At 64.2% G+C, this 12,300-nt stretch carries 14 protein-coding genes; 11 read left to right on the plus strand and 3 right to left on the minus strand.

Annotated features, from left to right (window positions below; genetic code table 11):
• Entirely contained in the window at nucleotides 1–1,980 is a 1,980-nt protein-coding gene (locus tag ACJRPG_RS21065) for a monovalent cation:proton antiporter family protein (RefSeq protein ID WP_408002058.1), read from the minus strand.
• Nucleotides 1,981–2,077: 97 nt separating this feature from the next.
• Between ACJRPG_RS21065 and ACJRPG_RS21070 the strand changes: the two genes are divergently transcribed.
• From ACJRPG_RS21070 to hpf, 7 genes are all read left to right on the plus strand, one after another.
• Nucleotides 2,078–3,100 carry a KpsF/GutQ family sugar-phosphate isomerase gene (locus ACJRPG_RS21070; protein WP_408002059.1) on the plus strand — a complete coding sequence of 341 codons (1,023 nt, stop codon included), beginning with the start codon at nucleotides 2,078–2,080 and terminating at the stop codon, nucleotides 3,098–3,100.
• The gene (locus tag ACJRPG_RS21075) at nucleotides 3,100–3,639 is read left to right on the plus strand and encodes a KdsC family phosphatase (protein WP_408002060.1); all 540 of its coding nucleotides are present in this window, start codon (nucleotides 3,100–3,102) and stop codon (nucleotides 3,637–3,639) included. The genes ACJRPG_RS21070 and ACJRPG_RS21075 overlap by 1 nt, the downstream gene beginning before the upstream one ends.
• Nucleotides 3,640–3,648: 9 nt before the next feature.
• Nucleotides 3,649–4,242: an LPS export ABC transporter periplasmic protein LptC gene (gene lptC, locus ACJRPG_RS21080; protein WP_408002061.1), complete on the plus strand. Its 594-nt coding sequence runs from the start codon at nucleotides 3,649–3,651 to the stop codon at nucleotides 4,240–4,242.
• A 21-nt stretch (nucleotides 4,243–4,263) separates the two neighbouring features.
• Complete coding sequence (gene lptA, locus ACJRPG_RS21085) at nucleotides 4,264–4,815, plus strand: lipopolysaccharide transport periplasmic protein LptA (RefSeq protein ID WP_408002062.1); 552 nt, start codon at nucleotides 4,264–4,266, stop codon at nucleotides 4,813–4,815.
• Between the two features lie 2 nt (nucleotides 4,816–4,817).
• A complete protein-coding gene (gene lptB / locus ACJRPG_RS21090) occupies nucleotides 4,818–5,573 on the plus strand; it encodes an LPS export ABC transporter ATP-binding protein (RefSeq protein ID WP_408002063.1) in 756 nt (251 codons plus the stop codon).
• 3 nt (nucleotides 5,574–5,576) lie between these two features.
• The gene (locus tag ACJRPG_RS21095; protein WP_408002064.1) at nucleotides 5,577–7,046 is read left to right on the plus strand and encodes an RNA polymerase factor sigma-54; all 1,470 of its coding nucleotides are present in this window, start codon (nucleotides 5,577–5,579) and stop codon (nucleotides 7,044–7,046) included.
• Between the two features lie 70 nt (nucleotides 7,047–7,116).
• On the plus strand, nucleotides 7,117–7,476 hold the full coding sequence (gene hpf / locus ACJRPG_RS21100) for a ribosome hibernation-promoting factor, HPF/YfiA family (protein WP_408002065.1): 360 nt from the start codon (nucleotides 7,117–7,119) through the stop codon (nucleotides 7,474–7,476).
• 51 nt (nucleotides 7,477–7,527) lie between these two features.
• On the opposite strand, the gene ACJRPG_RS21105 is transcribed toward hpf, so the two are convergent.
• Entirely contained in the window at nucleotides 7,528–8,427 is a 900-nt protein-coding gene (locus tag ACJRPG_RS21105; RefSeq protein WP_408002066.1) for a LysR family transcriptional regulator, read from the minus strand.
• A gap of 85 nt (nucleotides 8,428–8,512) precedes the next feature.
• On the opposite strand from ACJRPG_RS21105, the gene ACJRPG_RS21110 reads away from it, so the two are divergent.
• The 4 genes from ACJRPG_RS21110 (at nucleotide 8,513) to ACJRPG_RS21125 (ending at nucleotide 11,342) form a co-directional block, all read left to right on the plus strand.
• Nucleotides 8,513–9,289, plus strand: a complete 777-nt coding sequence (locus ACJRPG_RS21110; protein WP_408002067.1) for an NAD(P)H-dependent oxidoreductase — start codon at nucleotides 8,513–8,515, stop codon at nucleotides 9,287–9,289.
• Nucleotides 9,290–9,339: 50 nt separating this feature from the next.
• Nucleotides 9,340–10,425, plus strand: coding sequence for an enoyl-CoA hydratase/isomerase family protein (locus ACJRPG_RS21115; protein WP_408002068.1), 1,086 nt, complete (start codon nucleotides 9,340–9,342; stop codon nucleotides 10,423–10,425).
• A complete protein-coding gene (locus tag ACJRPG_RS21120; protein ID WP_408002069.1) occupies nucleotides 10,422–10,883 on the plus strand; it encodes an Lrp/AsnC family transcriptional regulator in 462 nt (153 codons plus the stop codon). The genes ACJRPG_RS21115 and ACJRPG_RS21120 overlap by 4 nt, the downstream gene beginning before the upstream one ends.
• Before the next feature lie 84 nt (nucleotides 10,884–10,967).
• Nucleotides 10,968–11,342 carry a VOC family protein gene (locus ACJRPG_RS21125; RefSeq protein WP_408002070.1) on the plus strand — a complete coding sequence of 125 codons (375 nt, stop codon included), beginning with the start codon at nucleotides 10,968–10,970 and terminating at the stop codon, nucleotides 11,340–11,342.
• On the opposite strand, the gene rapZ is transcribed toward ACJRPG_RS21125, so the two are convergent.
• On the minus strand, nucleotides 11,339–12,202 hold the full coding sequence (gene rapZ, locus ACJRPG_RS21130; protein WP_408002071.1) for an RNase adapter RapZ: 864 nt from the start codon (nucleotides 12,200–12,202) through the stop codon (nucleotides 11,339–11,341). The two genes, ACJRPG_RS21125 and rapZ, sit on opposite strands and share 4 nt — an antisense overlap.
• Nucleotides 12,203–12,300: the final 98 nt, after the last annotated feature.

Here is a 12,300-nt window from a genome sequence, read left to right on the forward strand (position 1 = left end):
TCAGGCCAGCAGCTGGTGTTCGGCGCGCGCCACGGCGGGCGCGCTGCCACGCAGCACCACGACGTCGCCCGATTCAAGGATGGTGGAGGAGTCCACCGGCAGCCGCACCTTGCCGCGCCGGATGGTGGTGACTTCGGCGCCCGCGCTTTCGAGATCGACTTCGCTAAGCGGCCGGCCCACGCACCAGGCGCCGCCGGCCAGCGTGACGGAGTGCAGGCGGACCAGCTCCGCCTCGTCGCCGCTGTCGCTGGCGCCGTGGAAGAAGCCGCGCAGCGAGGCATAGCGTTCTTCCCGCGCTGCCTGCACACGGTGCACCACGCGCCGCAGCGGCACGCCCAGCATCACCAGCGCGTGCGAGGCGAGCATCAGGCTGCCCTCCATCAGTTCCGGCACCACTTCCGCGGCCCCGGCTTCCTTCAGCCGGTCGAGGTCCGTGTCGTCGTGGCTGCGCACAATCACCGGCAGGGTCGGCGCCAGTTCGTGCACCAGGTGCAGCACCTTCAGCGCGGAAGGCGTGCTGGCATAGGTGATGACTACGGCGCTGGCGCGGTAGATACCCGCCGCCACCAGGCTTTCACGCCGCGCCGCGTCGCCATAGGACACGTTGGCGCCCGCTGCCTGCGCCTCCTGTACCCGCGTGGGATCGAGGTCGAGCGCATGGTATTCGATGTCTTCTTCCTGCAGCAGGCGCGCGAGGTTCTGCCCGCTGCGGCCGAACCCTGCCACGATCACGTGCTTCTTGGTGGACATGGTGCGCGCTGCAATCTTGGTCAGCGTCAGCGACTGCATCATCCATTCGTTGGCGGAGAACTTGAGCACCAGCTTGTCCGAATGCTCGATGAGGAAGGGCGCCAGCAGCATCGACAGCACCATCGAAGCCAGCACCACCTGGATCACGAACGGGTCCACCAGCTGCACGCCGCCCACCACGTTCAGCAGCACGAAGCCGAATTCGCCCGCCTGCGCCAGCGCCAGGCCGGTGCGCATCGAGGTGCCGTCCGAGGAGCCGAACAGCTTGGCCAGTCCGGCAATCAGCGCAAACTTGAGCAGCACCGGGCCGGCCAGCAGGATCAGCACCAGCCACCAGTTTTCGAACACCACCCGCACATTCAGCAGCATGCCCACGGTGATGAAGAACAGGCCGAGCAGCACGTCGCGGAAAGGTTTGATGTCTTCTTCCACCTGGTGCTTGTATTCGGTCTCGGAGATCAGCATGCCCGCCACGAAGGCACCCAGGGCCAGCGACAGGCCGGCGCGCTCGGTAATCCAGGCCGCGCCCAGCGTCACCAGCAGCAGGTTGAGCATGAACAGCTCCTGCGAGCGGCGCTTGACGACGATGGTGAACCAGCTGCGCATCAGCTTCTGGCCGATAAAGAGCAGCAGCACCAGCACGATCACGGCCTTGCCGCCGGCCCAGGCCAGGGTTTCCACCAGGTTGTCAGGATTGCGCGCCAGCGCGGGAATCAGGATCAGCAGAGGCACCACGGCCAGGTCCTGGAACAGCAGGATGCCGATGATCTTGCGCCCATGGTCGCTTTCCAGCTCCAGGCGCTCGGTCAGCATCTTCACCACGATGGCGGTGGAGGACATGGCCAGCGCGCCGCCCAGCGCGAAGGAAGCCTGCCAGCTCAGGTGGATGGAGGGCGGCAGCGCCGCGGCAATGAGCCAGCCGAACAGCATGGTGGACGCAATCGTCATGCCTACCTGCGCCATGCCCAGCCCGAACACGATGCTGCGCATGGCCATCAGCTTGGGCAGCGAGAATTCAAGGCCGATGGAAAACATCAGGAACACCACGCCGAATTCGGCCAGGGTGTGGGTGGCGTGGCTTTCTTCGGCCAGGCCCAGGGCGTGGGGGCCGATCAGGATGCCGACCGCCAGGTAGCCCAGCATCGGAGGCAGGTGCAGCATGCGGAAGGCGACAACGCCCAGCACGGCACTACCCAGTAAAAGGAGTGTCAGTTCAAGTGGCGAAAACATTGATCTGGGTCTATCCCTGGCTCTAGTCGAGTTGGTTTCAGGTCGTTTATAACATCTGGCAAGTTTTTTGCTTTACCAATTCGGCTATACTTTCGGCATGAGTGTAACCCATGAAAAAACAATGCTGAAAGATTTTGATGCCACAACCGCAACACGCGCCCTGCAACTGGCGCGCGAGGCCCTGCAGATCGAGGCCGACGCGCTGACCGAGCTGCACGCGCGCCTTGCCACGGACGAGAGCGTCGGCAAGGCCGTCACGCTGTTGCTCAATTGCAAGGGCCGCGTCGTGGTGTCCGGCATTGGCAAGTCCGGCCATATCGGCCGCAAGATCGCCGCCACGCTGGCTTCGACCGGCACGCCGGCCCTGTTCGTGCATCCGGCCGAAGCGGCGCACGGCGACCTGGGCATGGTCACGCCGGAAGACGCCTTCATTGCGATTTCCTATTCCGGCGAGAGTTCGGAGCTGATGGCCATCCTCCCGGTGGTCAAGCGCATGGGCGGCCTGGTGATTTCCATGACCGGCAACGACAATTCGAGCCTGGCGCGCCTGGCGGACGTGCACCTGAACGTGTCCGTGGCCAAGGAAGCCTGCCCGATGAACCTGGCGCCGACCGCCAGCACCACGGTTACGCTGGCGCTGGGCGACGCGATCGCCGTCGCGCTGCTGGACCTGCGCGGCTTCAAGGAAGAAGATTTTGCACGGTCGCATCCGGGCGGCGCCCTGGGCCGCCGCCTGCTGACCCATGTGCGCGACGTGATGCGCAGCGGCGACGCCGTGCCGGCCGTTACGCCGGACACCACGCTGCCGGACGCGCTGCTGGAGATTACGCAGAAGGGCATGGGCATGACCGCCGTGGTGGACGCGGAACGCCGTCCGCTGGGCGTCTTCACCGACGGCGACCTGCGCCGCCTGATTGACAAGGTGCAGGATTTCAGCAAGGTGGTGATGCGCGACGTGATGCACGCCAACCCGCGCAGCATCGGCCCGGACAAGCTGGCCGTGGACGCGGTGGCCGTGATGGAACAGCACCGCATCAACCAGATGCTGGTGGTGGACGGCGAGGGCAAGCTGGTGGGCGCCCTGCACATCCATGACCTGACCCGCGCCAAGGTGATCTGATGAGCGCCGCCTTCAACCTGGACAACGTGGCGCGCGCCGCCAAGGTCAAGCTGATGATCTTCGACGTGGACGGCGTGCTGACCGACGGCAGCCTGCATTACGGCGCCGAAGGCGAGGCGCTGAAGACCTTCAATGTGCAGGATGGCCTGGGCATCAAGCTGCTGCAGGAATCGGGCGTGCTGACGGCCATCATCAGCGCGCGCCGCTCGCCGCAGGTCACGGCCCGCGCCAGGGACCTGGGCATCGAATTCGTGCACCAGGGCGGCCATGACAAGCTCACGCCCTTCAAGGCCCTGCTGGCGCAGCTGAACCTGGCGGAAGAGCAGGTGGGCTTCATCGGCGACGACGTGGTGGACCTGCCCATCCTGAGCCGCGTGGGCTTTGCGGTGTCGGTGCCGAACGGCCGGCCGGAAGTGCACAGCCGCGTGCACCACATCACGGAGGCGGCCGGCGGCAAGGGCGCCGTGCGCGAAGTTTGCGAATTCGTGATGCGCGCGCAAAACAGCTATGACAAGATCCTGAACCAGTTCATGGCCTGAGGAAGAGCGATGCGTAACCAGAGGACAGCCCACCGCTTCCGCGTCTCTATTGCCATGGCGCTGGCGCTGCTGTTCGCGCTCGGCAGCTTCTGGCTGCTGGAGGTGATGAACCGCAGCGGCGAAGAGCTGCAGGCGGACCAGCGCCTGAATGAGCCGGACCAGATCATCGAGCGTTTCAGCCTGGTGCGCATGACGAAGGAAGGCAAGCCGAGCTACATCATTTCGGGCGACAGGCTCACGCACCGGCCGGTCGATGATTCCTCGGAGATCGAGAAGCCGGTGGTGCGCAGCCTGTCCGGTGAGACTCCGCCGATGGATATCCGCGCGAAGAGCGCGCGCATCGACGACGATAACAGCCGCGTGGTCCTGAGCGGCGATGTGCAGATAGACCGCGCCGCCTCCGCCACTTCGCAGGAATTCCGCCTGCGCACGCCGGAGCTGACCATCTTCCCGGACGAAGACCGGATGGAAACGAACAAGCCGGTGCAGTTCCGCCTGGGGAATGCAACGGCGACCGCCAACGGCATGCGCGCCAACAATGCCACGAGCCAGCTGCAGCTGTCCGGCCGCGGCACCATGGTGCTGCCGCCGAAGGCGCGTTGAGCAAAACGAATGGAACAAACCATGAAAAAAACACTTCTTGCTGCAGCCCTGATGCTGGGCGCCCTGGGATTCGCCAGCGCCGAAAAGGCAGACTCCTACAAGCCGACTGAAATCAAGTACGGCACGCTGGACGCCGACGACGTGCGCCAGATCTACACCTTTACCGATGACGTGACGCTGACGCGCGGCACGCTTCTGATGAAGGCCGAGAAGGCAGTCGTCACCTACACGCCGGACGGCTACCAGCTGGCCACGCTGACCGCCGGCGGCGGCAAGCGCGTGAGCTTCCGCCAGAAGCGCGACGGTCCCGGCGACCAGTGGATCGAGGGCGAGGCCGACCGCATCGAATACGACGAGAAGTCCGAACTCGTGAAGATGTATTCGCGCGCCAAGGTGCGCCGCCTGGAAGGCAGCAAGCCGAGCGACGAAGTGCAGGGCGAGTTCATCTCCTACGACAGCCGCCGCGAGTTCTTCAGCGTGCGCAATACGAGTACGGGCGACAGCAAAACCGGCGGCGGCCGCGGCACCATGGTGCTGCAGCCGAAACGCACCGAGCCAGCGGCGGGGAAATAAGCATGGAAGCACAAAGCTGCGGCAGCACCCTCATCGTTCGCGGACTGCAGAAGAGCTACGGCAAGCGCCAGGTGGTGCATGACGTGTCGCTGCAGGTGGAATGCGGCGAAGTGGTCGGCCTGCTGGGCCCCAACGGCGCCGGCAAGACCACTTCCTTCTACATGATCGTGGGCCTGGTGCCGTCCGATGCGGGCACCATCGATATCAGCGGCACCGATATCTCCAGCCTGCCTATCCACAAGCGCGCCACCATGGGCCTGTCCTACCTGCCACAGGAGGCGTCGGTGTTCCGCAAGCTGACGGTGGAGGAGAATATCCGCGCCGTGCTGGAGATCCAGAAGGTCAACGGCAAGCCGCTGACGAAGGCGGAGATCGACGAGCGCCTGAACACCCTGCTGGCCGACCTGCAGATCGAGAAGCTGCGCGAGAACCAGGCGCTGTCGCTGTCCGGCGGCGAGCGCCGCCGCGTGGAGATTGCGCGCGCGCTGGCCACCAATCCGCGCTTCGTGCTGCTGGACGAGCCCTTTGCCGGCGTGGACCCGATTGCCGTGATCGAGATCCAGCGCATCGTGCGCTTCCTCAAGGAGCGCGGCATCGGCGTGCTGATCACCGACCACAATGTGCGCGAAACGCTGGGCATCTGCGACCGCGCCTACATCATCAACCAGGGCAGCGTGCTGGCCTCCGGCCGTCCCGACGACATCATCGCCGACGAATCGGTGCGCCGCGTCTACCTCGGCGAGCACTTCCGCATGTAAGCCATGAAACAGTCCCTGCAACTGCGAACCTCGCAGCACCTCGCGCTGACACCCCAGCTGCAGCAGTCCATCCGGCTGCTGCAGCTGTCGACGCTGGAACTGCACCAGGAGCTCGAACAGCTGCTGACTGAGAACCCGCTGCTGGAACGGCTGGACGATCCGCTGGACCGCTCCGTGCGCCTGCTGGCGGATGGCGCCATCGGCCAGGCGGCGCCCACGGCCACTGCTGCCGAAGGCCCGGCCAACGAGAACACGCCGCCGGCCGATGCCGCGCCTTCCGAGCCGGAACAGTATGAAGGCGAGGGCATCGCGGAAAGCGACGGCGACTGGTCCGACGCGGGCCGGTCGAAAGCGCCGGACGACGAAGATGCGCGTCCCCAGCTGGAAGCCGGCCACCACAGCCTGCGCGAGCACCTGATGGAACAGATGCGGGTGACGGTGCTGGAACCGCGCGACCGCGCGCTGATGGAATTGATCATCGACGCGCTCGACGAAAACGGCTACCTGGAAGAGAGCCTGGAAGAGATCCACGCGCGCCTGCCGGAAGAACTCGATATCGAAATCGAGGAGCTGCAAACCTCGCTCACGCTGCTGCAAAGCTTCGACCCCGTCGGCGTGGGCGCACGCAATGCATCGGAGTGCCTGGCGCTGCAGATCAAGCGCATGCCCGGCGTCCCTCTGGTCACTCGCCGCATGGCCCTGTGCATCGTGGAGAAGCACCTGGCCTGGTTCGCCCAGCGCGACTTCAACAAGCTGAAAAAAGCGCTGGACTGCGACGACGAAGACCTGCGCGAGGCGCAGGCCGTGATCCGCCGCTGCAACCCGCATCCGGGCGCTGCCTTCTCTGCCGATGCGAGCGACTATGTGGTGCCCGACGTGGTGGTGAAAAAAGGCCGCAACGGCTGGGTCGTTACGCTGAACAACGACGTGATGCCGCGCCTGCGCGTGAACGCGCTGTATGCCAGCCTGCTCAAGCAGGGCAAGGGCGAATCGCAGATGAACGCGCAGCTGCAGGAAGCAAAGTGGCTGATCAAAAATATGCGCCAACGTTTCGACACAATTTTGCGCGTTGCACAAGCGATCGTTGAGCGGCAGAAGAATTTTTTCTCGCATGGCGCGGTTGCCATGAGACCCCTTGTGTTGCGCGAAATTGCTGATACACTGGGTTTACACGAGAGTACTATTTCTCGCGTAACAACTCAGAAATACATGCTCACCCCACATGGGATGTTTGAGTTGAAATATTTCTTTGGTAGCCACGTCGCGACTGAAGCTGGGGGTGAAGCTTCCTCGACTGCGATCCGTGCGCTGATTGTGCAATTCACAGGAGCAGAAGACCCGAAAAACCCTTTATCCGACAGTAAGATTGCGGACATGCTGGGAGAACAGGGCATGGTGATTGCGCGACGTACTGTTGCCAAGTATCGCGAAGCCCTCAAAATCCCTCCAGTCAGTCTCCGCAAGTCCTTGTAGTGAATGGGCTCGTCTGAGCTTTACCGAGCGTCAAGAGCCTGTTGAGTTACATCATCTTTTAGGAGTGTGTATGAATCTCACCATCAGTGGACATCATCTCGAAGTGACCCCCGCGATTCGCGAATACGTCCAGAACAAGCTGGAGCGCGTGAGACGCCATTTCGATCAAGTGATCGACATTGCTGTCATCCTGAGTGTAGATAACCTCACCGAGAAAGAGAAAAGGCAAAAAGCTGAAATCAACCTGCGCATGTCGGGCAAGACGGTGTACGTCGAAAGCCTCGCGCAAGACCTGTATGCCGCGATCGACACCCTGATCGACAAACTGGACCGGCAGGTCATGAAGTACAAAGACAAAGTCCAGAACCACAACCACGATGCAATCAAGCATCGCGCCGAGGTCTTCGAATCTCCGGCCAGCGCCGCATAAAAGAGCGGCCTCACCAAAACAAGGGCGCATCCGGCGCCCTTTTTTGCGCCCCTATTCCGCCACCGCCGCCGCAATCGTGTCCCGCAGCCACTTGTGCGCGGGATCGCGGTGCACGCGTTCATGCCACAGCATGGCCATTTCGTAGCCCTGCACGGCTACCGGCGCCTCCAGCTGCTGCAGTTCGGGCGCATCGCGCAGCAGGCGCGAAGGCAGCATGGCCACCAGGTCGGTGGAGGCCAGCGCCGAGCGCAGGAAGAGGAAATGCGGCACCGACAGCACCACGCGGCGCGCGGCGCCCGCCGCCGCCAGCGCTTCGTCCGTGACGCCGGTAAAACTGCCGCCGCCCGGCGACACAATCGCGTGCTCCAGCGCGCAGAACTGCTCCAGCGTGGGGCGGCGTTTCAGTTTGGGATGCCCCTTGCGCGCCACCAGCACATAGCGTTCGGTGAACAGGGCACGGCGGCGCAGGCTGGGCGGCGCATCGGCGCTTGTCTGCAATGCAAGATCGATCTCCCCTTGTTCCGCCTGGCGCGCTAGACGGCTGAGCACGGCAGGCACGACGGCCAGCCGCGCGCCGGGCGCCGCCGCCCGCAGCCGGGGCAGGGCGGGCAGCAGGATGGCCGACTCGCCATAATCGGCCGCCGCGATGCGCCAGGTATTGCTTGCGCCGGCGGGATCGAAGCTGCCGGCCGGGCCCAGCGCCTGTTCCAGCGCCTGCAGGGCCAGGCGCAGCGGCTCGCGCAGCTCTTCCGCCCGCGCCGTGGGCTGCATGCCGCGCGGACCCGGCAGCAGCAGCGGGTCGCTGAAGATATCGCGCAGCTTGGCCAGGTGCACGCTGACCGAGGGCTGGGACAGGTGCAGGCGCTGGGCCGCGCGCGTTACGTTGTGCTCGCTCAGCAGCACGTCCAGCGTGAGCAGCAGATTGAGGTCGATCTGCCGGAGATTAATCATGCTAATACCTGCAATATTGGGAATTCATTTCCAATATACCTCAGGAATCCATAAGCTGGCTTCTTCTCACTAATGAAAGCCAGCCATGAATATCCTGATCGTTTATGCCCATCCCGAACCCACTTCCCTGAACGCTTCGCTGCGCGACTTCAGCGTGCAGCGCCTGCAGGCCGCCGGCCACAGCGTGCAGGTCTCGGACCTGTACGCCATGCAGTGGAAAGCCACGGTGGACTCGGGCGATAACCTGGCCCACGAGCCGGGCACGCCCTTCCATATCTCGCCCGAATCGAAATACGCTTTCGAGAACGGCCTGCAAAGCCCGGACATCGCGGCCGAGCAGGCAAAGCTGATGTGGGCCGATGCGGTGCTGTTCCAGTTTCCCCTGTGGTGGTTCTCCATGCCGGCCATCATGAAAGGCTGGTTCGACCGCGTGTATGCCTACGGTTTCGCCTACGGCGTGGGCGAGCACTCGGACCGGCGCTGGGGCGACCGCTACGGCGAGGGCAAGCTGGCAGGCAAGCGCGCCATGCTGATCGTGACCACCGGCGGCTGGGAGCAGCATTACGGCCCGCGCGGCATCAACGGCCCCATCAACGACCTGCTGTTTCCGATCCAGCATGGCATGCTGTACTACCCCGGTTTCGATGTCCTGCCGCCCTTCGTGGAATACCGGGTGCGCGCCATGGACGAGGCGCGCTTCGCGGAGGTCAGCGGGCGCCTCGGCGAGCGCCTGGACACGCTGGCGACCGCTACGCCCATCGCCTTCCGCAAGCAGAATTTCGGCGACTACCTGATTCCGTCGATGGAGCTGCATCCGGAGGTAGCGCCGGGCCAGACGGGCTTCGCCGCACACATCGCATAGACGGCGCGGCAACGTTACAATGGACGATCTTAATTTTTCGGCATTGCGCAATGAGCGAATTCGTCCAGACCCATGTAGCGAACGGCACCGGCTTTATCCTGCTGGACCGTCCCAAGGCCCTGAACTCGCTGTCGCTGGACATGGTGAGGGCGCTCACTGCTGCATTGCAGCAGTGGCGCGATGACACAAATGTGGCGGCCGTCGTCATCCGTTCCAGCAGCGGGAAGGCGCTGTGCGCAGGCGGCGATATCCGTTTCTTCCACGAGGCAGGGCATGCCACGCCGCGCGGCGGCAGCGCCCTGCTGGAAGATTTCTTCACCGAGGAATACGCGCTCAATCACCTGATCCACTTCTATCCCAAGCCCTATATCGCGCTGATGGACGGCGTGGTGATGGGCGGCGGCATGGGCATTGCGCAGGGCGGCCCGCAGACCGGCGTGCGCATTGTCACCAGCCGCACGAAGATGGCCATGCCGGAAGTGAATATCGGCCTGTTCCCGGACGTGGGCGGCAGTCATTTCCTGTCGCATGCACCGGGCAGGCTGGGCGCCTACCTTGGCCTCACCGGCGTGACGGTGGGCGCGGCGGACGCGCTCTACCTGCAGCTGGCCGACCATTTCGTGCCGGAAGCCGAGCTGCCCGCACTGGCCTCGCTGGTCGATGCCACGCCGGGCCATGAACTGCGCGCCGCGATCGCATCCTTCAGCAAGCCGCTGCGCAATGGCGCGGGCGCCAGCGAGCTGGAAGCGCAGCGCGCGCTGATCGACCGCCACTTCGCCGGCGCCACGGTCGGCGCCATCATGGACTCGCTGCGCGGCGACGATGCGCCTTTTGCGCAGCAGGCGCTGAAACTGATGGAACAGCGCTCGCCACTCATGATGTGCGTCACGCTGGAGATGCTGCGCCGTGGCGCGTCGCTGGACCTTGCGGAGTGCCTGCGCATGGAACGCAACCTCGTGCGGCGCAACTTCGAGCACGGCGAGGTGCTGGAAGGCGTGCGCGCGCTGGTGATCGACAAGGACAACCAGCCGAAATGGAACCCGCCCACGCTGGCCGAGGTCAGCCCCGCCATGGTGGAACGCTTCTTCGAACCGGCATGGCCCGCCTGGGCGCATCCGCTGCGCCATCTGGCATGAAAGAGCTGGACCGCATCGACCGCGAAATCCTGAACATCCTGCAGGAGGACGCGGCCACGCCCCTGCGCGAAATCGCCGAGAAGGTGCATTCCTCGGTGGCCACCTGCCAGCGCCGCATCGCGCAGCTGCGCGCCGGCGGCGTTCTGCTGAAGGACGTGGCGCTGGTGGACCGCGTGCTGGCGGGCATGCCGCTGACCGTGTTCGTGTCGGTGGAACTGGAGCACCAGAACAGCGCCATCCTCAAGCTGTTCGAAGCGCGCATGCGGGAGGAGCCGCTGGTGATGTCCTGCTACGAAGTGGCGGGCGAATTCGACTTCATGCTGATCGTCACGGCGCCGTCGATGGAGGCCTACCACGAGTTCACGCGCCGCGTATTCACTTCGAATAACAACGTCATCAACGTCAAGAGCCTGTTCGCCATGAACTGCTCCAAGTTCGAGACCAAGCTCACGCTCTGATAAAACTTCCCGCCCCGCTCCCGCATTTCGGGAAATCGTTCCGGACGCGCCGATTAAGATGGTCCTCCCATTGAAAGGAGCATCATGATCGATCACGTCTCACTAGGCACCAGCGACCTGCCGCGCGCGCTGGAATTCTACAAAGCCTGCCTCGAACCGCTCGGCTACTCGGTCCAGCACCAGGACGCGGGACAGGTGATTTTCGGCGCGGACGGCGCATGGCGCTTCGCCATCTACCCTTCGCAGAACGATGACCCCCTGAACGGCCACCGTACCCACGTGGCCTTTGCTTCGCCATCGCAGGAGGCGACGCGCGCCTTCCATGGCGCGGCGCTTGAGCGCGGCGCCGCAACGTTGCGCGCGCCGGGCCTGCGGCCGGATATCAATGACGAATATTTCGGAACGATGATCAAGGACCCCGACCAGCACGTGATCGAGGTCGTGCACTGGATGCGCTAGGACTGCTCGCGGTGGCGCAGCACCACGCGCTCATTGGCGTGGAAGTATTTCGCCAGGCGCTCGGCCATATACACCGAGCGGTGCTGCCCGCCCGTGCAGCCGATGGCTACGGTCAGGTAGCTGCGGTTATCGGTTTTGAATGAAGGCAGCCACTTCTCCACGAAGCCTCTGATGTCCCTGAACATCTCTTCCGCCGTCGGCTGCGCATCGAGGAAGGCGATCACCGGCGCATCGCGGCCCGTGAGGGGGCGCAGGTCCAGGTCGTAATAGGGGTTGGGGATCGCGCGCACGTCGAACACGAAGTCCGCATCCAGCGGCACGCCCAGCTTGAAGGCGAAGGACTCGAAGAACAGCGTGAGCGGCGCGTTCTCGCTCTGCACCAGGTCCTTGATCCAGCCGCGCAGCTTGTTCGCGCTCAGCTCCGAAGTATCGATCACATGGCCCAGCTGTTCGATGGCCGACAGGCGCTCGCGCTCTTCCTGGATGCACTCGATCAGGGTGCGGCGCGCGGCGGGATTGGCGCCGGGACGCAGTTCGTGCGACAGCGGATGGCTGCGCCGCGTTTCCGAAAAGCGCGCCACCAGCGAGTGCGTGTTCGCGGTCAGGAACATGACCTTCACGTCATGCCCCAGTTCCTTGAGCTTGAGGATATCGGCCGGCAGGCCTGCCAGCGAGGCTGCGCTGCGCGCATCGACCGCCACCGCCAGCGCTTCCGTGCCTTGCTCGGCCAGCGTGGCAACCAGGTTCGCCAGCAGGGCGGGCGGCAGGTTGTCGACGCAATAGTAGCCGGTGTCTTCGAGAACGTTCAGCGCTACCGACTTGCCGGAGCCTGAAATACCTGTGATGAGAACGATGCGCATGCGGGCATGATACCGTAATTCCCGGGTCGGCAATTGTGTGACATTGTTGGCGTATCCCACTACAATTCTCAGCGCTGCAGTACTCAATTTCATTGACT

The organism is Pseudoduganella rhizocola, assembly GCF_045984285.3.
Lineage (GTDB): Bacteria > Pseudomonadota > Gammaproteobacteria > Burkholderiales > Burkholderiaceae_D > Rugamonas.